This is a genomic window from Saccharothrix sp. NRRL B-16314, assembly GCF_000716595.1.
In the GTDB taxonomy this organism is placed as follows: domain Bacteria; phylum Actinomycetota; class Actinomycetes; order Mycobacteriales; family Pseudonocardiaceae; genus Actinosynnema.
The window spans coordinates 114,631-136,150 of record NZ_JNXC01000016.1 but is presented as its reverse complement, the minus strand read 5'-3'; the positions used below and the strand labels follow the sequence as shown (position 1 = coordinate 136,150).

At 72.9% G+C, this 21,520-nt stretch carries 17 protein-coding genes; 12 read left to right on the top strand and 5 right to left on the bottom strand.

What is annotated here, in order from left to right; translation table 11 throughout:
* The first annotated feature begins 32 nt into the window (after positions 1 to 32).
* The 5 genes from OQ02_RS22715 (at position 33) to ligD (ending at position 4,268) form a co-directional block, all read left to right on the top strand.
* Positions 33 to 899, top strand: a complete 867-nt coding sequence (locus tag OQ02_RS22715) for a DUF4231 domain-containing protein (RefSeq protein ID WP_033440534.1) — start codon at positions 33 to 35, stop codon at positions 897 to 899.
* 63 nt (positions 900 to 962) lie between these two features.
* Positions 963 to 1,286: a hypothetical protein gene (locus OQ02_RS22710; protein WP_156077215.1), complete on the top strand. Its 324-nt coding sequence runs from the start codon at positions 963 to 965 to the stop codon at positions 1,284 to 1,286.
* Between the two features lie 282 nt (positions 1,287 to 1,568).
* A complete protein-coding gene (locus OQ02_RS22705) occupies positions 1,569 to 2,183 on the top strand; it encodes a hypothetical protein (protein ID WP_156077214.1) in 615 nt (204 codons plus the stop codon).
* The gene (locus OQ02_RS22700; RefSeq protein WP_033440579.1) at positions 2,183 to 3,295 is read left to right on the top strand and encodes an MFS transporter; all 1,113 of its coding nucleotides are present in this window, start codon (positions 2,183 to 2,185) and stop codon (positions 3,293 to 3,295) included. Before OQ02_RS22705 ends, OQ02_RS22700 begins: the two co-directional genes overlap by 1 nt.
* Before the next feature lie 28 nt (positions 3,296 to 3,323).
* Positions 3,324 to 4,268 (top strand): non-homologous end-joining DNA ligase, encoded by a 945-nt coding sequence (ligD, locus tag OQ02_RS22695; protein ID WP_033440531.1) that lies wholly within the window; start codon positions 3,324 to 3,326, stop codon positions 4,266 to 4,268.
* A gap of 3 nt (positions 4,269 to 4,271) precedes the next feature.
* On the opposite strand, the gene OQ02_RS22690 is transcribed toward ligD, so the two are convergent.
* Positions 4,272 to 5,096 (bottom strand): bifunctional DNA primase/polymerase, encoded by an 825-nt coding sequence (locus OQ02_RS22690; RefSeq protein ID WP_033440530.1) that lies wholly within the window; start codon positions 5,094 to 5,096, stop codon positions 4,272 to 4,274.
* Positions 5,097 to 5,320: 224 nt separating this feature from the next.
* Here OQ02_RS22690 and OQ02_RS22685 point away from each other — a divergent pair, with 224 nt between their 5' ends.
* The 4 genes from OQ02_RS22685 to OQ02_RS22670 are packed head-to-tail and all read left to right on the top strand — an operon-like array spanning position 5,321 to position 11,164.
* Positions 5,321 to 5,839 (top strand): hypothetical protein, encoded by a 519-nt coding sequence (locus tag OQ02_RS22685; protein ID WP_033440529.1) that lies wholly within the window; start codon positions 5,321 to 5,323, stop codon positions 5,837 to 5,839.
* A gap of 10 nt (positions 5,840 to 5,849) precedes the next feature.
* Positions 5,850 to 6,581, top strand: a complete 732-nt coding sequence (locus OQ02_RS22680) for a class I SAM-dependent methyltransferase (RefSeq protein WP_033440528.1) — start codon at positions 5,850 to 5,852, stop codon at positions 6,579 to 6,581.
* A 40-nt stretch (positions 6,582 to 6,621) separates the two neighbouring features.
* Entirely contained in the window at positions 6,622 to 9,468 is a 2,847-nt protein-coding gene (locus OQ02_RS22675) for an AAA domain-containing protein (RefSeq protein WP_051772666.1), read from the top strand.
* Positions 9,469 to 9,520: 52 nt separating this feature from the next.
* Positions 9,521 to 11,164 (top strand): hypothetical protein, encoded by a 1,644-nt coding sequence (locus OQ02_RS22670; protein WP_051772665.1) that lies wholly within the window; start codon positions 9,521 to 9,523, stop codon positions 11,162 to 11,164.
* On the opposite strand, the gene OQ02_RS22665 is transcribed toward OQ02_RS22670, so the two are convergent.
* Positions 11,140 to 13,221 (bottom strand): NB-ARC domain-containing protein, encoded by a 2,082-nt coding sequence (locus tag OQ02_RS22665; RefSeq protein ID WP_033440527.1) that lies wholly within the window; start codon positions 13,219 to 13,221, stop codon positions 11,140 to 11,142. The two genes, OQ02_RS22670 and OQ02_RS22665, sit on opposite strands and share 25 nt — an antisense overlap.
* A 218-nt stretch (positions 13,222 to 13,439) precedes the next feature.
* On the opposite strand from OQ02_RS22665, the gene OQ02_RS22660 reads away from it, so the two are divergent.
* Positions 13,440 to 13,832, top strand: a complete 393-nt coding sequence (locus tag OQ02_RS22660) for an ATP-binding protein (RefSeq protein WP_156077213.1) — start codon at positions 13,440 to 13,442, stop codon at positions 13,830 to 13,832.
* A gap of 45 nt (positions 13,833 to 13,877) precedes the next feature.
* Here OQ02_RS22660 and OQ02_RS22655 read toward each other — a convergent pair whose 3' ends face one another.
* Complete coding sequence (locus OQ02_RS22655) at positions 13,878 to 14,879, bottom strand: alpha/beta hydrolase (protein WP_033440526.1); 1,002 nt, start codon at positions 14,877 to 14,879, stop codon at positions 13,878 to 13,880.
* Positions 14,880 to 14,899: 20 nt separating this feature from the next.
* Positions 14,900 to 16,261, bottom strand: a complete 1,362-nt coding sequence (locus tag OQ02_RS22650) for a cytochrome P450 (protein WP_081915859.1) — start codon at positions 16,259 to 16,261, stop codon at positions 14,900 to 14,902.
* A gap of 185 nt (positions 16,262 to 16,446) precedes the next feature.
* Here OQ02_RS22650 and OQ02_RS22645 point away from each other — a divergent pair, with 185 nt between their 5' ends.
* Both OQ02_RS22645 and OQ02_RS22640 read left to right on the top strand, forming a co-directional pair.
* A complete protein-coding gene (locus OQ02_RS22645) occupies positions 16,447 to 17,277 on the top strand; it encodes an SAM-dependent methyltransferase (protein ID WP_033440575.1) in 831 nt (276 codons plus the stop codon).
* Between the two features lies 1 nt (position 17,278).
* Entirely contained in the window at positions 17,279 to 19,378 is a 2,100-nt protein-coding gene (locus OQ02_RS22640) for a putative bifunctional diguanylate cyclase/phosphodiesterase (protein WP_033440524.1), read from the top strand.
* On the opposite strand, the gene OQ02_RS41165 is transcribed toward OQ02_RS22640, so the two are convergent.
* Positions 19,368 to 21,443: a glycosyl hydrolase gene (locus OQ02_RS41165; RefSeq protein ID WP_051772662.1), complete on the bottom strand. Its 2,076-nt coding sequence runs from the start codon at positions 21,441 to 21,443 to the stop codon at positions 19,368 to 19,370. The genes OQ02_RS22640 and OQ02_RS41165 overlap by 11 nt on opposite strands.
* Between the last annotated feature and the right edge of the window lie 77 nt (positions 21,444 to 21,520).

The window sequence follows — 21,520 nt, the reverse complement described above, 5'->3', positions numbered from 1 at the left end:
ATCGTGTTCTCCGGTGCCATGGATGGAGGCGCATGACCGACGCCGATTTGCCCGGCTTCTTCCACGATGCCGACACCGCCTCGCAGCGCGGTCAGCGGTTGACGCTGACGTGGAGCAGGATCCGGCTGTTCAGCGCCATCGCGGCAGGTCTCGGTGGCGCGCTGGAGTGGAAGCTCGCCGACAACTTCCACCCGTGGGCCGCCTTGGCGCTGGTCGCGTTCTCGGTGGCGCTGGTGGTGGAGATCCTGCTGTGGACGCAGCAGCCCGAGCGCGAGTGGTACGCCGGGCGCGCCGTCGCCGAGTCGATCAGAACGTTGGCCTGGCGGTACGCGGTGGCCGGTGCGCCGTTCTCGGCCGAGGTGGCGCGGCCTCGGACCCTGTTGCAGGAACGCGTGAACGAGGTGATCGCGCAGGGCGGTCCGCGACTGCCGCTGGAGAGCGACGACCCGTTCGCCACGGCCGCGATGACGAAGCTGCGCGCGGCGCCGTTCGAACAGCGCCGGGAGGTGTACCTGGAGAACCGCCTCCAGGCGCAGAAGACGTGGTACACGGAGCGGGCGGCGGTCAACCGGCTGCGGGCGGTGCAGTGGCGGACGGCGCTGATCGTCGGCGAGGTGCTGGCCGTGGTGCTCGCGGGCGGGCGGGCGTTCGGCCTGTGGGAGGTCGACCTGTCCGGCATGCTCGCGGCGGCCCTGGCGAGCGGCGCGGCGTGGCTCGGGACGCGCCGGCACTCGACCCTGGCCACCAGCTACTCGTTGGCCGCGCGTGAGCTGGTGCTGGTGCGGATCAAGCTGCTCGACGCGGACGAGGCGTCGTGGGACGCGGCGGTGGCGGACGCGGAGGAGGCGATCAGCCGGGAGCACCAGCTGTGGCTGGCGTCGCGCCCGGTCGAGAGCTGACTGCCGGCACGACGCGTAGTCGTACTCATGCGCCGTCGCCGGCCGGGCGGGGAGACTGGGCTGGTGGAAGATCTCGACCAGCAGCGACGACCCAAGCGCCCGGGTGTGGCGTTCACGGGTTTCCTCGTGCCGTTCGCGCTGCTCCTGGCGGTGGTGGCGGCGTACCAGGCCCGGTCCTTCGACGCCCTCGGCTGGCAGGGCGGCGAATACGCGTACGCGTTCCTCGGTGTCGCGTTCGGCGCCGTCGTGGTGGGGGCGGTGCTCAAGGCCGCCCGGCCGCCGTGGACCTCGGTCGGCACGGGCATGATCCTCGCGGGCACCCTGGGGGTGCTGATCGCCATCGCGCTGGTCGCGCTGTTCGTGATCGCCTGGTCGGGGATGCACTGATCCCCACCGGGCGGACGGCCAGGACCGCACGGACGGCCAGGACAGCGGCTTGACCGTGTTCGGGGGTTCCGCCGGAGGGTTGCGCGGGTCGTGGTGCGAGGCCGGGTGAAGGCCATCGGCCACCGGGGTGGACCCGAGTGGCCCGCACAGTCCACTGTGGACTCGAACCGTGATCTCCTCCGTCACTCGACCGATGTCTCCGCATCACTGCGGCCTCATCGTGGGTGCATCGCACCGATGCCCGCACAACGACGTGCGGCCTCACCGGGAGGTGCACCCAGCATGATCCACTCTGTTCCCGCCGCTCGCGCGGGCGACGCGTCCGCCCGTGCCGAGACGATGGCCCGGTTCCTCCGCGACGTGCCCGTCCCGTTCACCCGGGTGCTGTCCCTGTGGGTGGGCTACCGCCTGCGCCGCGATCCCCGGCAACCCGACGTCCCGCACTCCCTCACCCCGCGCCAGGCCCACCTGCTCGGCTTGCCGCCGCACACCACCGTCACCCGGCGCGAGGGCTACCTGGTCCCGCACCTGGGCGATCAAGGCCCCCGCCTCGCCGCGATCACCGCCCTGGTGCACCGGCGGGCGCTGGAGCTGGACGAAACCGGACGCGAAGACCTCGCGAAGGGTTACGTCCCGCTCGGCGTGCTGGTCGCCGACGCCCGCCGCGCCACGCACTACGCCACCACCACCCGCGCGCCCGACGACCCCGACTTCGCCGACCCGCTGCCCGACGCGCCCGACGACGTCCCCGCGCTGTGGTGCCAGGCCACCCTGCTCAGCGCCGGCCGACCCGTGGCGCTGGTCCGGGAGACGGTCTACCGGGCGGCGTTCACCGGCCGCCGGCCACCCGACCTGTCGTTCCACCTGCCCCCGGCACCGCCACGCCTGGTGTCGTGATGCGCGCCCGGACCTCCGCTCTCGCCGCGACGACGGTGGCGGCGGGGTCCAGCGGGTACGTCGTCGCGGCGGTGCTGACCGAGATCGCCGTCGACCACGGGGTCACCGCGGGAGAGGCGGGCCGGACGATCACCGCCTTCGCCCTCGCGTACGCGATCGGGTCGCCGCTGCTGGCGGTCCTGACCGCACGCGTCGAACGGCGGACCCTGCTGGTGACGGCACTGCTGGTCGCCGCGCTGGGCAACGTCGGCGCGGCGCTCGCCCCGACGTTCGACCTCCTGCTGGTCGCCCGCGTGCTCACGGCGTGCGGCGCGGCGCTGGCCACCCCGGCGGCCACCGCGGTCGCCGCCGGGCTCGACCCGGACCACAGGGCGAGGGCGATGGCCGTGGTGACCGGCGGCCTGACCGCGGCCACCCTGCTCGGGGTGCCGGCCGGGCGGTTCGTCGCCGACCTGCACGGCTACCGGGCGGCGTTCGTGCTGGTGGCGGCGTTGTGCCTGGCGGCGGCCCTGGTGGTGCGGGTCGCGGTGCCGCGGGTACACCCCGGTCCGGTGTCGGGGTTCCGGCAACGGCTGGCGCCGCTGGCCGACCCACCGGTGCGGCGGCTGCTCGCCGTGTCGCTGCTGGCGTGCCTGGCCACGTTCAGCGTGTACGGCTACCTCGGTCCGATCACCGGCCGGGCGGTGGACGGCGGGCACCTGCTCGCCTACGGCGTCGGCGGGGTGCTGGGCAACGCGATCGGCGGCCTGGCCGCGGACCGCCACGGTCCGCGCACGCCGTTGCTGGTGGCGCTGGGCGGCTGCGCGGCGGTGCTCGTGCTGCTGCCGGCCGCGCTGGCAGGGTCGGCCGCGTTCTTCGTGATGGCGGCGTGGGGCGCGTTGTTCTGGGCGTTCAACCCGCCCCTGTTCGCGGCACTGGTGGCGGTGGACCCGGACCGGGCGAACCTCCTGCTCGCCCTGAACGCGTCCGCCATTTACGCGGGCATCGCGGGCGCCGGTGTGCTCGGTGGCGCGGTCGACGCCCCGGTCGTCCCTCTCGTGGGCGCCGTCATCACCGTGGCCGCCACCGCGATCGCCGTCTCGGCCCGGGAACGGAGGCTGGTGACGCGCTGATCGGCGCGATCCGGGTTAGGTTGCCCGCATGGCCGGAAAGGTGCCTTCGGTGGAACTGGAGGTCGGGGACCGCGTCGTGCGGATCTCGAACCCGGATCGCGTCTACTTCCCCGCCCGCGGGGAGACCAAGCTCGACCTCGCCCGGTACTACCTGTCGGTCGGCGACGGCATCGTGCGCGCCCTGCGCGACCGGCCGTGCATGATGCACCGCTTCCCGTCCGGGGTGACGGGCGAGAAGGTGCACCAGAAGCGGCTGCCGCAGGGCGCGCCGCCGTGGGTGCCGACCGTCCGGGTGCACTTCCCCCGGTACAACCGGCACGCCGACGAGCTGTGCGTGGCCGACGTGGCGGACGTGGTGTGGGCGGTGCAGATGTCGACGGTGGAGTTCCACCCGTGGAACTCGCGGCGGTCCGACACCGAGAAGCCGGACGAGTGGCGGATCGACCTCGACCCGATGCCGGACTGCCCGTTCGACCGGGTGCGGCGGGTCGCCCACGTGGCGCGCGAGGTGCTGGACGAGCTGGGCGCGGTGGGCTGGCCGAAGACCTCGGGCGGGTCCGGGATGCACGTCTACGTGCGGATCAAGCCCGAGTGGGGTTTCACGGACGTGCGGCGGGCGGCGTTGGCGTTCGCGCGGGAGGTGGAGCGGCGCGCGCCGGACGACGTGACGACGGCGTGGTGGCGGCGGGACCGCGACCCGAGCAGCTTGTTCGTCGACTACAACCAGAACGCCCGTGACCACACGATCGCCGCGGCCTATTCGGTGCGGGGCGTGGCGGAGGCGACCGTGTCCACGCCGGTGCGGTGGGACGAGATCGACTCGCTGGAACCGCGTGATTTCACCATCGCCACGGTGCCCGCCCGGTTCGCCGAGCTGGGCGACCTGCACGCCGGGATCGACGACGCGGTGTTCTCGCTGGAGCCGTTGCTGGAGTGGGCGGACCGGGACGGCGAGGACGTGCCCGAGGAGTGAGCGTCAGCGCAGCACGCGGGGCTGGCGGCGGCCGAGCGCGATGCCGTTCCCGATGTGGTGCAGCGCTTCCCGCTCGGTCCAGCCCTCGGTGCCGTTGTGCGTCGACGCGGCGGCGAGCAGGAGTGCGGTCGCGGTCGCCTCGTCCAGCCACCCCGCGCCGACCAGTTCGCCGAGCCGGCACGCGGCGGTGAACACGGTGTGCGCGCGTCCGCCCGGTCTGGCTTCGCGGACGCGTTCCACCTCGCCGTCCACAGCGGCGGCGCGGTAGGCGTCGACCCGGCGTGGCGAGGGGCGGCGTTGGCTGGGGATCGGGAGGTCTTCACGGGGCGGCGGGGTCAGCACGGCGACCAGCCACTCCGGTGCGGGCGCGACCGGGACGTCCCGCAGCACCCGGTACCGGTGGGGGCCGAGCAGCGAACCGGCCGCCACGACGTACCCGCCGACGCTCCTGGTGTCGACGTGCGGCGCGATCCGGCCGACGGTGTTGCCCAGCGGCACGTCCGGCGCGCGGAAGTAGCGGTGCTCTCCCCCGCTGGGGGTGGCGACCGTGTAGGTGTCACGCGGGTCTTCCGCGCCGTGCTGCCAGGCGCGGCGGGCGAACGCCTCCCGGCCGTGCGGGACGTCGAGGTCGACCACCAGCAACCCGGCCGGGCCGCACGCGATGCCGACGTTGTAGGCGCGGCGCGACCACCAGTGCCTGATCCGGTCCCGGTCCAGCGTCGCCTCGTCGGCCCAGCCGCGCAGGGCGGGCACCTTCCCGTGCGGGCGCAACGGCACCACGGGCCAGCCTCGTGCGGCGGCGGCCAGTGCCGCCCGGTACCTGCTCATGCTCGTTCCCCCTGGTGTCGGGCAACGGGGGAAGCGCCGCCGGTGTCCAGTCTGCCGGGGTCCGGGCTGCCGGAACAGGGCCACATGGTCGGCAAGCCGTGCGGTGACGAGTGCGCCTCGCACGCGTCGACGCACGAACGTGTTCATCCTTTCGGGAAGTGGTGCGACGGGTTGTTGCCGCTAGCATCGATACAGGTGCACTACGGATCACTTTGAGGTTCGTCATGGGCGACGGTGACCTCGTCGGACGATTCGCCCGCCGACTGCGGCTGTTCGACTCCAACGCGGACGGCGTCGTGCGGCGGCGGGACGTGGTGGCGGTGGCGGAGCGGCTGGTGCGCGTGTTCCGCGTCGAGCCGACGTCGATCGGGGCCGAACGGGTCCGGACCGCGTACGAGGTGCTGGCGCTGCTCGCGGAGTTCGGCGACCGGAACGAGGCGGAGGTGCCGCGATTGGCCGCGGCGTTGGCCGCGGACCCGTGCCGGAGGGCCGAAGTGGGCCGACTGATCGCCGACGCCGACGCGGTGGCCGTGCGCGAGTGCCTCGCCCCGATCGGCGCCTCGGTCAAGGCCGAGCACGTCGCCGAGGTCATCGTGGTGCTCGGCGCGCACCCCGGCCACCAGGCGGCGATCCAGCAGACCCTGGAACGCGACGGCGCCCTGATCCCGCGCGCCGCGCTGATCCGACCCTTCGCGGCGTACTTCGCCGGTTCCGGCTACCCGGGCCTCTACGGCCGCCCCTAGGGTCGGCACCATGGCGGAATCGGACGACCAGTACGACGAGCTCGGCAAGCTCTACGAGCGCACCAAGCACATCCCGACCGGCCTGGCGGAACGCGCCACCTTCCTCTCCGCGCTGCCCGACCTGCGCGGCAGGTCCGTGCTGGACGTGGCCTGCGGCACCGGGTTCTACCCGCGCGAGTTCCGCCGCCGCGGCGCGGTCCGGGTGGTCGGCGTCGACTCGGCGGCCGAGATGATCGGCTACGCCCGCGAGGTGGAGAGCCGCGCGCCGCAGGGCATCGAGTACCACCGGCACGACGCGACCACGTTGCCGGTGCTGGGTGTCTTCGACGTCGTCACCGCCGTGTGGCTGCTCGGGTACGCCGAGGACGAGGCCGCGCTCGACCTGATGATCGGCAACCTGCGCGCCAACCTCGCGCCCGGCGGCACGCTCGCGGTGCTGGTGCCCAACCCGGACGCGGACTGGGACGTGCTCGCCGACTACGGCCGCTACGGCTACGAGGTCAGCCGCACCGGGCCGGCCGGCGTCCGGCAGCCAGTGGCGGTGCACGTGCTCGGCGACCCGCCGTTCGACTTCGACTCGTTCTACTGGCCCGGCGGCACGTTCGAGGCCGCCCTCACCCGAGGAGGCCTGACCGGAGTCGCGCGGCACGCCACGGTGGTGCCCGACGACGAGCGAGGTGAGGAGTTCTGGGGGCCGCTGCGCCGCAGCCCGAGCTTCGCCGTCTACACCGGCCGCGGGTGATCCACAGCCCGCTGTCGGACCCGGGTGGCAGGATTTCACCGTGACCGTTCCCGCCGTGCTGCGCACGCTGGCCCGTCTCAGTGCGTCCGAGCAGCCGGCGCGGGTGCAGCTGGACCTGACCAAGACCGCCGGGCTGGTGTGGATGGGCACGGACGAGACCGCGTGGGGCGCTCTCACCGCCACCCAGGACCAGCCCCGGTCGACGCACTGGACGGCGCGGCCCGAGCAGCAGGCCACGGTCGAGCGGCTGGCGTCGTTCGACGCGTTGCACCAGGAAGACCGGCTGCTGCGGCTCGGCTGGGCGTTCCTGTGCGGCCCGACGACGGTGAACGGCCAGCGCCGGCGCGTGTGCCTGCCGCTGGTGTCGCGGCCGGTGCGGCTGCACCACGTGGGCGGTCGGCGCTACCAGTTCCACGTCGCCGGTGACGTGGCGATGTTCCCGCTGCTCGCCGACTGGTCCAAGGCGGCCGAGTTGGAGACGCGGCTGGCCAGGGGCGAGGAGTGGATCAAGGCGACGTTGGCCGCCGGCGGGTTGGCCGACGCGGGGTCGGGTGCCGGCGGACTGGCCGACGTGCCGGTGCTGGGGCCGGAGCACGACCCGCGCGTGCTGATCGGCGGGGACGAGCTCGTCGTGGTGGCCGGCGCCGGGCTGCACGCGGGCGAGCCGGTGGTCAGCACCGAGCGCGGCGCGGCGCTGTACTCGTGGGCGCGGACGCGGGGGATCGAGCAGACCGCGCTGGCCGGGCTGTACTCGTCTTCGGAGGACACCGGCAGCGCAGGCGACGACACCGCGAGCGACGAGACCGGGGCAGGCGAGGTCACCGGGGCGTTGGCGTTGAGCCCGAGCCAGCGGACCGCCGTCCTCGCCTCCCGCGCCGCGCCGGTGACCGTGGTCGGCGGACCGCCGGGCAGCGGCAAGACGCACACGCTGGCCGCGATCGCGCTCGACGCGGTGGCCTCGGGCCGTTCGGTGCTGTTGGCCAGCCGCACGCGCAACGCCGCCGACGTGCTCGGTGACGCGTTGCGGCGGGCCGGCGGTCCGGTGCCGGTGCTGTTCGGCGATTCCGAGCTGCGGCAGGAGATGGCGCGCGAGCTGGGCACCGGGCTGGCCGCCACCTCGGCGAAGGGCCAGCTCGCCCGGCTCGACCACGCCAGGAAGGGCGCCATCGCGGCGGTCGCCCGGATCGAACGCGCGCTCGGCGAGGCGTTGCGGGACGAAGAGCTGGTCGACGCGGCACTGCGGTTCCAGGCGCTGATGCCAGGGCACCGTTCGGTCGCACCGCGCGCGTTCGAGGACGGCGTGGACTTCAACCGGCTGCACGGGCTCCTGCGACCACGTCACGGGTTGTTCGGACACTGGCGGACGCAGTGGGCGGTCCGGTCGGCACGGCGGCTGGCCGGCGCGGCGGACGACGTGGACGCGGTGGACCTGGAGGCGGCGGTGCTGGCCGCCGAGCAGTCCGCCGCGCAGGTCCGGGTCGTCTCGAACGGCGGCACGTCGACGGCCTCGTTGCGCGGGCTGCTCGCCGAGGAGGACGACCGCAGCCACACCGCGATCGCCGCCTGGCTCGCCGCGGTCGCGGTGAGCCGGCGTGGCGCCGGGCCGCGTCGGGCGGTGGCGGCGTTGGCGACCTCGTTGCGGTCGGGTCGGGCGGCGCGGCGCCGGGCGTTGGCCGGCATCTCGACCGAGCACCTGGTCCAGGCCCTGCCGCTGTGGGTGGGGACGCTGGCCGACGTGGAGGACATCCTGCCCGCCGTGCCGGGGATGTTCGACCTGGTGGTGATCGACGAGGCGAGCCACGTCGACCAGCCGCTCGCCGCGCCCGCGTTGTTGCGCGGCAGGCGGGCGGTGATCGGCGGCGATCCGCGTCAGCTCCGGCACGTGTCGTTCGTCGGCGACCACGCCGTGCGCGAGGCGTTGACGGCGGAGGGCACCGTTCCGCTGGCGGACCGGCTGGACGTGCCGAAGGTGAGCCTGTTCGACGCGGGCGCGGCGGTGGCCGGCGTGCACTGGCTGACCGAGCACCACCGCTGCGCGCCGCACCTGATCGGGTTCGCCGCGACCCGGTTCTACGAGGGCCGGATCGCGCTGCTCACCACGCACCCGTCGATCGCGGACGTGGACTGCATCGACGTCGAGCGCGTGGCGGGCGTCCGCGACGACAAGGGCGTCAACGAGGTCGAGGTGGACGCGGTGCTGGCGCACCTGCGCCGCCGCATCGCCGCCGGGGTGCGCTCGATCGGCGTGGTCACGCCGTTCCGGGCACAGGCCGACGCGCTCGAACAGGCCCTGCTCGACCGGTTGAGCCTGGACGAGATCACCACGGGTGGGGTGCGCGTCGGCACCGTCCACGGCGTGCAGGGCTCGGAGTTCGACGAGGTGGTGATCAGCCTGGCGCTCACCGACGAGGACCGGCCCGCGGCCTGGCGGTTCGCCAACGACCGGAACCTGCTGGCGGTGCTGACCACGCGCGCTCGGCGGCTGGTGCACGTGATCACGTCGGCGGGCAGCCCGGTCGGCCTGCTCGCGGAGTACCTGCGGCACGCGGAACGCCCACCCGACGAGACCGAGGGCGTCCCGCCGTCCGACGACTGGACGCTGCGGTTGGCGACCGAACTGACCGGGCTGGGCCTCACCACGCGCACCGGGTACCCGGTGGGCCAGTGGAGGGTGGACGTGGTCGTCGGCGAACGGACGTCGGCCGTCGCGCTGGACACCCGCCCCCACCCGGACGGCACGGCGGCGCACCTGGCCCGGTGGCGCGCGCTGCGCGGTGCGGGCTGGCGGATCCACGACGCGTTCCCCAGCCGGTTCGACCACGACCCGGCACGCGCCGCCGTCGAGCTGGCCCAGGAACTGTCACACCGACCGGCCCACCACACGTGATGAGGCTTCGAACCAGCCCGCGTGGACGTGCACCCGATTAGGATCGCCCTTCGTGTTCGACGAGCGGTGGGCGGTGGTGCCGGCTCGGCCGGTGGCCACGAGGTGGGCCACCCGTCGGGCCGAGAAGCTCGTGCTCGGCGTCGTGCACAACGTGACCGCGGCGACGCGCCTGTTCGACGTCCTGCCGCTGATCGCCACCGACCCCAGGATCCAGGTGCTGGTCGCCTGCACCGGGTCGTCGCCGTTCACCCCCGGCACGGTGGAGCACCTGGCCCGGCTCGGGGTGATGTCGATCGACTGGGCCCAGGCCGAGCGGACGCCGTTCGACCTGGCCGTCGCCGCAGGCTACGGCGGACCGCTGGAACGCCTGCGCGCGCCGCTTGCGGTGTTGCCGCACGGGATGGGCTACAACAAGTACCTGGAGATCGGTGACCGGAGGCCGGTGTTCGGCTTGTCCGCGGAGTGGTTGACCCGCGACGGCCGACTGATCCCCTCCAGCGTGGTCCTCTCCCACGACGAGCAGCTGGAACGCCTCCGGCTGAGCTGCCCGGAAGCCGTCCCGGTCGCGGTGGTGGCGGGTGACCCCTGCTTCGACCGGATGCTCGCGAGCCGCCCCTTGCGGCACACCTACCGCGCGGCGCTGGGCGTCCGAAGCGGTCAGCGGTTGGTCGTCGTCTCCTCGACGTGGGGACCAGGCAGCCTGTACGACGAAGCCGCCGACGTCGTTCGGCGTTTGCGCGTCGAACTCCCCCTGGACGAGTACCAGGTCGCGCTGGCACTCCACCCGAACACCTGGTTCGGCCACTCGCGGTGGCAGGTGAGGATGTGGCTGGCCGAGTGCGAACGGGCCGGAGTGGTGGTCCTCCCGCCGGAAGAGGGGTGGCGGGCCTCACTCGTCGCGGCCGACGTGGTGGTCGGTGACCACGGATCGGTCACGTTCTACGGCGCGGCCCTGGGTGTTCCGGTGCTGCTCGCCACCGCCGCGCACGACGCCGTCGATCCCGCGTCGGCGGTCGGCCGGTTCATCGCCAAGGCCGACCGGCTCGTACCCCACCGCCCGCTGCGCCGTCAGCTGGACGCCGCGAAGTCGAACGACGAGGTCTCGGAGATCGCCGCGCTGGTCAGCTCGGTGCCGGGCCAGTCCGCGACGTTGCTGCGCGCCGAGTTCCACCGCTTGCTCCGGCTGGCGGAACCCGAGTCCCCGCCGGAGGTCCGCACGCTTCCCGTGGACCGGATCACGACCCCGCCGGTCGTGCACCAGTGGGTCCGGGTCGAGTTCGACACCCCCGACCGGGCAGAGGTGGTCCGCTTCCCCGTCGACCTCCGTCGTTGTTCCCCGCCGGACAGCCACTTGGTGGTGGGCGTGGACACGCCGGACGCGACGCTGCTGGAGAGCGCCGAGATCGTGGTCCAAGACCACGAGGGTGACGCCGAACGGTGGATCGCGGCGATGTTCGACGCGTTGCCGGGCCTCGGTTCGGCGTCCATGCCGGACCACGCCGGCCGTTGGCTCGTCGGCACGCAGGACGGCACACTGCTGGCGTTCTCCGGCCCCACCCACGTCGGCCGGGTGTGGGCATCGGTGGTGCACGCCTGGCAACTGCTCGCCACCCCGTTCCCCGCACAGGTCACCGTGACGCTGGGCGACGAGGAGCACACCGCCGAGGTCCGTCAGCTCAGGGCGGCCAGCCGCTGAGCGGTTCGGGTCAGGGCGTTGACGAAACCATGTTCGGCGTAGAGCGCGATCGCCTGCTCGTAGAACGCTTTCGCCGCGTCACCCGTCTCCAGGTCACCGAGCGCGTCGAACACCTGGGCCTGGTCGAACGGCCAGTGCTGCTCGGCCGTGATCGCACGGGCCTGCTCCAGGCGTTCACGGGCCTGCGCGGTGCGACCGGACTCCCCGAGCTTCCGCCCCTGCCACGTCATGATCTTGGCGAAGTTGCGCGGTTCCGGCGCCGCGAGCCCGCGGAAACCGGCCAACGCCCGGTCGAGCAGAGTGACAGCCACCTCCGGCGCTTCCGCCTTGGCCAGGTGGAACCGCGCCAACGCGATCCGGCGCGGGTCGCCGACCGACTCGGCCAGCGCCAGGTTCCGCCGCAGCTCGCTCCGAGCCTCGTCCACCTGGTCGCGCGCCAGCCAGGCCAGACCCGCGCACTCCACCGCGGTCGCCTCGGCCTCGACGTCTCCCGCCGCCCGTGCGATCCCGACCGCCGACCGGCACGCCGCGACCGCCGCGTCGGTGTCACCGAGGTGGAGGTGCGCGAATCCCATCTGCGTCAGCAACACCGCCCGAACGACATCACCGGCCGAGTGCTCTGCCGCGCGGACGCCGAGCTCGTTGGTGGCCAGCAGGTCGTCGTAGTACTTGCCCGGCTCGAACAACGCCCACAGCACCAGGCACAGCACCGCCACCGCGTCGAACGCACCATCCTCATAGGACGCCACGACGACGGCGCGCAGGTTCGCGCGTTCGCGCTCCAACCACCCGCGGGAGTCCGCCCCCGCCTCGTGCCCGGGTTGCGGCACGACGGCGGGGAACAGCCTGCGACGCCACACCCGTTGCCCCATCACGGCGGCCTCGGCGGTGACCGCACCCGTCACGTACCAGTCGAGCAGCCGCTGCCGGACGGCGTCCCGCCCGTCCCGGTCGACCACCTCACCGGTCCGCGCCGCGTGCCCGCGCACGAGGTGGTGCACCACCACCCGACCGGCGACCGGGTTCTCGACCACCCTCAGCGACACCAGCTCGTCCACCGCGCGGCGGACCGTTGGCCCGTCGACGCCCAGCCCCGCCGCCAACGCCGCGACAGACACGTCCCCGGTACCCGGATGCGCGCCCAACGCCCGGTAGACGGCCTGCGCCCGCGGGCTCAGCCGGGCGTAGGTGGCGTCGAACAGCGAACCCAACGTCGGCTCGTCGCCCGCGGCCACCACCGTGATCCCGGCGTCCGGCTCGGCGAGTTCCGCCAGCAGTTCGGCCAGGGACAACGTCGGCCGCTCGGCGAGCATGCCTCCCACGAGGCACAACGCGACAGGCAGTCCCGCGCACAGCTCCAGGACGCCACGCAGCGCACCGTCGTCGGCGTGCAACCGCTCGTCGGCGAACTGGCCCAACAACTCGACCGCCATGTCCGGTTCCAGCGGATCGATGTCGATCAGCGTCGCCCGCTGCCGCGCCAACACGCCGAAAGCGCCGTGACCGGTGACGACCACGACGGAACCGCCAGGTCCCGGTAGCAGCGAACGGACCTGCGCCGGTGAGACCACGTCGTCGAGGAACACGGCCAACGACAGGCCGTGCGTGACCGACCGGAACATCGACGCCCGGGACGCCAGGTCCGCGGGCAGGTTCCCCCGCTCCACCCCGAGCGACACCAGGAACTCGCCCAGCACCTCGCGCGGCGCGACCTGGTGATCGCTCCACGCGCCGAGCGCCGCGTACAGCTGGCCGTCGGGGAACCACTCGTGGACGCGGTGCAGCCAGGACGTCGCCACCGTCGACTTGCCGCTCCCCCGCGGACCGAGCACGACCTTGATCACCGGGTCGTCCAGCGGCGGCCGGTCGGCGATGTCCCGTTCCAGCTCGGCCAGCACGCGGACCTGGTTGACCAGGTCGACGCGCGGCGGCAGTTGGCGGGGCACCTTCGTCGCGGGCCAGTGGAAGTGCACGTCGCCGTGGATCGCGCCGGCCTGCACGACGGCACGCGCCGACCCGCTGAAATCGTTGTGCGACGACCGTTCTCCACCGACCACCCCGTGACCTCCGCAACCCACGTCGAGGGCAAGATCGTCGGGAAGCCTACCGATCACGCGGACGGTGCGCAGCCGGTTCGCTACAGATCGTCAACACGGGTCCGACCCGGAGTTGCCGGGACCGCCCGGAATGTGACGCGATACGTGGTTTGGCGCGCCGGCGGAACGGCTACCACCTGCGTGCGCCTTGAGACGACAGGGTGCTGGAGGAGCGTGCCATGAACATGGTGGAGCTGCCTGACGACGGGCTCGACCTGGAGTTGGACGGCATGCCTTCGGTGGACGGCATCGGTGGGTGGGTGCGGCAGGTCGCCTACGAGGTGGACGAGCGGCGTGTCGCCGACCTGGTGCTGATCACCGCGGAGCTGGTGGGCAACGCGCGGCGGCACGCCGAGGGGCCGCGGCGGGTGCGGCTGTGGCGGGTGGACGACCGCCGGGTCGTCCGGGTCGAGGTGGAGGACCGCAGTCCGAGCCTGCTGCCCGTGCTGGGACGGGCCGACAACCCGTCGCTGGGCAACGGCCTGGTGCTGGTCAACCGGCTGTCGGTGCACTGGGGGTTCGCGCGCCACGAGGACCGCAAGGTGGTCTGGGCCGAAGTGCCGATGGGGTGAGGTCGGGGTGCGGGGTCCGCGGCGCGTGCGGACCCCGCACCACCGTCAGCGGCCAACCTCCTCCACTGCCCAGGAGGAGACCGCCGAGTAGTAGTCCCGCGCGTCGGGCGCGAGGTTGATCGAGTGGCCGTAGTCGGGGAGCACGTAGGTCCGCAGCGGTGCGCGGAAGTACAGCGCCTCTGCCGCGTGGAGCGTCACGGACGTCGAGCAGTCCGTGGCGAGCAGGCCGCACACCGCCGCGTCGAGGCTGCCGACGGCGGACATCACCGGCACGTCGATCAGCCTGCTGTACGGCAGCACCACGGCCACCCCGAGCCCGTCGACGGCCTCGGCCGGCGAGAAAACGTCCTTTGTGGACTCTTCCAGCGCCAGGACGTCCGGCGAGGCCGGGCCGGGCGCGTGGAAGCCGGCGTACCGGGTGCCGGGCGCGGTGGTCAGGTAGCCGAGCGGGTGGAGCAGGCCGAACTTCGGGTCGAGGTTGGCCGGTCGGAAGTTCGCGAACGCCGCCGCCACGCCCGCCGGGTTGACCCGGTGCGTCATGCCGGTCAGCAGCACGCCGTCCACGTCGCCGTAGGTGCCCGCCTCCACCACGCTGATCGCCGCGCCGAGCGAGTGGCCGCCGATGATCACGCGGCTGAAGTCCGGCCCGTACGTGCCGGACCGCAGGCCTCGCACCACCTGGTGCAGGGCGTCGGCCTGGACGAACGCGGTCAGCGTCAGCGCCGACGGCCGCGAGCTGCGTCCGGTGCCGAGCCGGTCGACGGCCAGCGTGGCGAACCCGGCCGCGTTCTGCGCGGCGCGGAAGGAGTGCCTGCCGTCGGGGAAGTCCCAGTACGAACTGTTGTAGGTGGCGCCCGGGACGAGCACCTGGACGGTGGCGGCGCCGCCGGCGGGTGTGCAGAGGGTGCCGTGCACGACTTCCCGGTGACCGAGGACGGTCACCGGCGCGTTCACCTCACGGCAGGTGGGAGCGGCCGAGGCGGACGCGGACGTGAGCGACGACGCCACCACGAGGGCCACCAGGCCGGCGGCGAGTGAGTACCGCAAGAAGGACGACCTCCAGCAGGTCAGCGGGGACGGGAGTGGGCGGTCATCGGCAGCCGGTTCGGGTACAGCAGGCCGATCACCCTGGGGCGCACGGGCTTCCCCGGCACGGGTACGAGCCGCCAGCGGGCGGCGAGGGTCGCCGCGACGATCGCGATCTCGACGTGCGCGAACGCGTGGCCGGGGCAGTGGTGCAGGCCTCCCGCGAACGGCACGTACGCGCCCTTGGGCAGCTTGGCGGCGCGTTCGGGCAGCCACCGGTCGGGGTCGAAGCGCTCCGGTTCGTCGTAGTAGCGCGGGTCGTGGTGCAGCGCGTGCGGGCTGAAGCCGACCTCGGTGCCCGCCGGCACCCGCACACCGCCCAGCGACACCGACGTGTTGGTCCGCCGCAGCATGATCCACAACGGGTAGCGGCGCAGCACCTCCGTGATCACGCGCTGGAGGTACGGCAGCCGGCGGAGGTCGCCGATCGTCGCGGCACGGCCGCCGAGCACGTCGTCCACCTCGGCGTGCACCCGCCGTTCCACCCGCGGGTTGCGGGCCAGTTCGTGGAACAGCCAGGCCAGCGCGATGCCGGTGGTCTCGGTGCCCGCGGTGAGCAGGGTGACCACCTCGTCGCGGAGCTGCTGCCGGCCCATCGGCTCGCCGGTGTCCTCGTCCCGCGCGTTCAGCAGCACGGACAGCAGGTCGCCGCGGTCGCCGCAGGACGACTCGACCACGTCGTCCACGACCCGGTGCACGTGCGCGACGGCCCGGTCGAACCGCCGGTTCGCCGGGAGCGGCAGCTTCTCCAGCCCCGGCGGCGACAGCGCGCGCACCACGCCCAGCCTGATCAGCGTCGGGGTGTGCGCCCGGATCGCCGCGCTCGTCACGGGTCCGAAATCGGTGGAGAACAGCGTGCGGCCGACCACCGAGATCGCCAGGTTCTGCATCACCCGATCGAGCGGCACGGTCTGTCCATCCCGCCAGGAATTCGCCAGGTCAGCAGCCAATTCGGTCATCGTCGCCGAATACCCGGTCAGCGGTCGGCGGTGGAACGCGGGCTGGATCATCCGGCGTTGCCGTCGGTAGAAATCGCCGTTGGTGCTGACCAGCCCGTTCCCGAACGCGCGCCGCAGTTTGTCGACGAAGATGCCCTTGTCGAACTTGTCCGTCTCGCCGGTCAGCACCTGGTGCGCCAATTCGGCCGTGGTGACGAAGTGCAGCGACAGGACGCCGAGGAAGATCCGCACCACCGGACCGTAAGACCGCAGATCTGCGGTGAACGCCAGGCGTTGTCGCAGCAAGGAGGCGGTGTGCCCGAGCACGGGCAATCGCCCGGGAACCGTAGGTGCCCCAGGTCCGCGGGTCGCGCTGTCGTCGCCGGTATTCGGGCCGGCCGTCATCGGGCGCCACTCCTCGGTTTCGAGCAAGTCGTCCGGCAAGTCATCGACGGCGTGCACTCTATGCGCAGGCCGGACCACAACGGGATCGCGCATTGGAGTTATATTGTCGAATCCGCTGGTGCCTGCCGCACTCGGGCGGTTGGATGTCCTGGTTCACCAAGCGCGAAAGGCCCCCGGAGCACGCGATGAGCGATCTCGACTGGGTACCGGAAGGCATCGACGTCACGGTGCCGAGCGTGGCCCGCACCTACGACTACCTGCTGGGCGGCGCGCACAACCTCGCCGTCGACCGCGCCATGGGCGACCAGATGCTCAAGGTGCTGCCCGGCGCGCGGGACCTGGTCCGGCTGAACCGCGCGTTCCTGCGCCGCGCGGTCACCTACCTCGCCGAGCGCGGTGTCCGGCAGTTCCTCGACATCGGCTCGGGCATCCCCACGGCGGGCAACGTGCACGAGATCGTGCGCGACGTGGCGCGGGGCTGCCGGGTGGTCTACGTGGACAAGGACCCGGTGGCCGTCGTGCACAGCCGACTGCTGCTCGCCGACGACGAGAACACCACCGCCGTGCAGGCCGACCTGCGGGAACCGGAGGACGTGCTCAGCCGGCCCGAGGTGACCGGGCTGCTCGACTTCGACGAGCCCGTCGCGCTGCTCCTGCTGCTGGTCGTCCACTTCGTCAGACCGGAGGAGGAGCCCGGCGGGCTGCTGGCCCGGTACCGGGACCGGCTGGCGCCCGGGAGCTTCATGGTGATCTCGCACGCCACCGCCGACGACCGCCCCGACACCATGGCGCGCGCCGCGGACACCGTGCGGGAGAGCAGGTCCAAGGACAACCTGGTCTACCGCACGCACGCCGAGGTGACGTCCCTGTTCGACGGCTACGAACTCGTCCCGCCGGGTGTGGTCGGCCACGCGCTGTGGCGGCCGGGCGGCGCCGGCGACATCGCGGACAAGCCCGAGGACAACACCCAGGTCTGGGCCGGCGTGGGGCACAAGCCGGTCACCGGAGGCCGCTGAGATGACGGCGCCGCTCCCCCAGGACGCGGACGGGCTGCGTGCCCGCACCAGGCTCGCGAAGAAGTGGGCGTACCTGCTCAGCTCCAGGACGTTCATCCCGATGGCCACCACCGAGCTGGAGCGCAAGCTGCTCGGCCTCGTGGAACAGCTGTGCGCGGGGGTGACGAGCGGGTCGTTGGCGCAGCGCGCGGGCCGCGAGGCGGGCGAAGCGCTGGTCGACCTGAACTGCACCACCGCCGAGGCTCTCCAGGCGTCGGTGGAGATCGTGGGCAAGGGCCTGATGGCCATGCCCGCGCTCGCGCCGCCGGACAAGCTGCGCGAACGCGTGGTGGACGTGATCGCCTCGCTGGCCGCCGCGTTCGTGGACCGGGTCAGGGCCTCCACGCTGGCGCAGCAGGAGCAGCTGGGCCGCTCGCTGTACCGGGCGATGCGCGAGGCGCAGGTCGAACTCCAGTTCAGCGAGGCCCGGCTGGAACTGCTGGAGCACCACCTGTCCACCGGTATCGCGATCTCGGACCTGGACGGCAAGTTGGTGCGGTCGAACGCCGCGCTGGGCCGGATCGTGGACCGGACGCCCGCCGAGCTGGCGGCGACGTCGGTGTTCGAGCTGGTGCACGAGGACGACCGCACCGCGTTGCGTGCCGATTTCGCGGAGCTGGCCGGTGGCGGCACGGTGTCGATCACCCAGCCGCGCCAGCTGCTGCGCGCCGACGGCGAGCTGGCCTGGGTGACGCTCACCCTGTCGCCGCTGCGCCGCAGTGAAAGCCCGGCGCAGGTGATGGTGCTCGCCGAGGACGCGACGGACGTCAACCTGCTGCAAGGCCAGCTCAACCACCAGGCGCTGCACGACGTGCTGACCAGGCTGCCGAACCGGCAGTACTTCACCAGCCGGCTGGAACAGGCGCTGCGCACGGCGGACCCGGGCGCCGGTGTCAGCGTGTTCCACCTCGACCTCGACGGTTTCTCGCGCATCACCGGCGGGCTCGGCCGTGAGGTCGGCGACCACGTGCTCAAGATCGTGGCCGGTCGGCTGCGGGCGCTGGTCGTGGAGGAGAACGCGATGGTGGCCCGGTTCGGCCACGACGAGTTCGCGATCCTGGTGGAGAACACGCCGTCGACGCCGGACGTGGTGACGATGATCCGGCGGATCAACGACCTGCTGTCCGCGCCGTTCCACGCCGACGGCCACCGGGTGGCGGTGTCCGCGACGATCGGCGTGGTGCACCGGCCGCCGCGCGACTCGACGCCGTCGGACCTGCTCGACTCGGCGGACCTCACGCTGCGTCGGGCCAGGGGCGTCGGGCGCCGGCAGTGGGAGTTGGCCGACCGGGCGCAGGACGGCCGCGACCGGCGCACGTCCAGCCTGGCCGCGACCATGCCCGGCGCGTGGGAGAACGGCGAGATCCGGGTGCTGTACCGGCCGGTGGTGCGGCTCGCGGACGGGCGGGTGGAGTCGGCGGACGTGGTGTTGCGCTGGGACCACCCGGCGTTGGGCGGGCTGCCGCACGAGCAGTGCCTGGCGTTGGCCGAGGACACCGGGCTGATCGTGCCGCTGGGCACGTGGGCGCTGCGGGAGGCGTGCGAGCAGGCGCGGGAGTGGCGGCGGGAACCCGGCCGCGGCCTGCCGGTGCGGTGGGCGTTGACCCCGAGCCAGGCGGCGGACCCCGACTTGCTCGGCGTGGTGCGGGACGTGCTGTCCGAGACCGGGTTGCCGGCGTCGTCGCTGAGGTTGGGCGCGCCCGCTCAGGCGCTGTTCGGCGATCTCGGTGAGGCCGCCGACAACCTGGGCTACCTGGCGGAGCACGAGGTCGGCGTCGAGCTGGAGGACTTCACCGCCGCGCCCGCCGACCTGGTGCGGTTGGTCGAGGGCGGGTCGGTGCGGGCGGTGCGGATGGCGCAGTCGTCCGCGACGGAGCCGGGATCGACGGTGTCGCGGGCGTTGGCCGGCGTGCTCGAAGTGGTGCGCGACGCCGGCATCGGCCTGACCGCGGCCGGCGTCACGACACCCGGACAAGCCCGGTGGTGGCGGGAGGTGGGTGCGGACACCGCGTCCGGTCCCCTGTTCGCTCCCGCCGGTCCACCGGACGCGATCACCCGATAGCGCAAGTCAAGGCAGGCGCTGTCGGGGAGCCACTGGCGAGGTAGCCGAACGTGACGGACTCCCCCGGCTTGACGGCGGCGTTCCACGACAGGTTCTTCGCCGTCGCGGTCGTGCCGTCGGTGGTGATGGCCGCACCCCAGGTGTGCCGGACGTGCCCGTCCGCGAACGGCCAGGTCACCCGCCAACCCGCGGACGGCGAGTTCTCCTCGTGCCGCAGGGTGATCTCGACGTGGTAGCCGGTACCCCACTGCGCCACCACGCGCATCGTCGCCGCGCACCGGCCCGGGGTGGTCTTGAAGGCGGGCAGTTCGTCGAGCGTGATCACGTGCCGGTGGTCGTAGACGCGCTGCACGAAGTCACGCGGATTGGTCACGCCGTCCTGGATGAACGAACCCGACCACGTGACGAACCACGACCACCGGGCTTCGTACGCGCGGACCAGGTCGGGGTCCGGGATGGAGCCCACCTCGCCCAGCGCCACCAGCTTGCGGTCGCCGCCCAGCTCGACCAGCCGCTCGTACGGGCCGATCACCGGACCGTGGTCGCCCTGCGGCGGGTACGAGTCCATGCTCACGACGTCCACGAGGTCGTCACCGGGGTACCACTCCGGCGCGATCGAGTTCCACACCCAGATCAGGTTGTGCAGGCCGTGGTGGCCGACCAGGCGCTGGTGCAGCAGCCGGTACAGCTCCTTGGCCGGGCCGGGCCCTTTGGCACCCCACCAGAACCAGCCGCCCTCGGCCTCGTGCAGCGGTCGCCACAGCACCGGCACCTTCGCGTCCGCCAGCCGCTTGAGCTGCACGGCGATCGCGTCCATGTCCCGGATCAGCAGCTTGTAGTCCGCCGACGTCGGGTCCGCGAGCGCGGCGGCCACGTCGAACGTCGTCGCGTCCGTGTAGAACCCGCGCCACCACTCCTTGCCCGGCACGTCGATCAGCCCGGACGGCGCGTTCCAGTGCCAGGCCAGCGTCACGATGCCGCCGCGCCGGTCGTAGGCCAGGGCGTGGTCCACGTCCGCGCCGACGGTGCCGCGCTCGACCCGGCTCGGCGAGTAGTCCATGAGGTCGAGGCCTGCGATGGCGGGCGCCTTGCCGGTGTTCTGCTCGACCCAGTCGATGCTGCCCTGGTCCTGCTGGCCCGACAGGGTGTTCTCGCCGTAGTTGTCCGCCAGGTACCGCATCAGACCCTTGGCCTCGGCCGTGGCGGCCGGGTCGGTCAACGCGCCGGTGACCTGGTGCGGTCCGCGCGGCGCGCTGGGCGTCACCTTGATCGCGTCGATCAGGTACCAGCCCCAGTTGTTGGTGATGGTGACCGTGTTGTCACCCGGTCGCAGCAGCACCTTGCCCGCGGGGATCGAGGTGAACGTCGGGTTCTCCGGGAAGGAGACGTCACCGAGTCCGCTGCCGTTGAGCGACAGCGACGCCGTCTTCGCGCCGTACGGCGTGGCGTAGAGGATGGTCAGGTCGTGCAGCCCTCCCGGGCTGTCGGGGATCGTGATCGTCACGTGGTCCGTGCCGGTGTCGAAACCCGCCACGTAGCCGCGACCCGAGAAGCCCGCGACGCTCGACTCGACGACGACGCCGTTCAGCAGGCCGTCCTCGGCCTCGTGCACGCCCGGCGCGGACGGCGCGCTCGGTGCGACGCCGATCGCGTCGATCAGGTACCAGCCCCAGCCGGTGGTGAAGGTGACCGTGTTGTCGCCCTCGGCCAGCATCAACTTCGCGCCCGTGGCCTCGGTGAACCCGGCGCTCTCGGCCAGCGCGACCTCGCCGACCGCGCTGCCGTTGAGCGACACCGCGGTCTTCTTCGCCCCGTTGGGCGCGGCGTAGCGGACGGTGAGGTCGTGCAGGCCGCCGGGGCTGTCCGGGATGATGATGGTCACGTGGTCGGCGGCCTCGTCGAAGCCGCCGACGTAACCGGTGCCCGAGAAGCCCTCGACGGTCGTCTCGACCACGACGCCGGACAGCGCGCCGTCCTCGGCCTCGATCCACTCGCCCGGTGCGGCGGCGACCGCCGGTGGGGCGAGCGTCAGGGCTAACAGGGAGACGAGCAGCAACAACCTCACGTCGATTGGTCCCTTCACCGCCGTTGGCCTGGGGGGCGCCGCCGTGACGCGTGACTGGGAGCGCTCCCAGAAGTGTA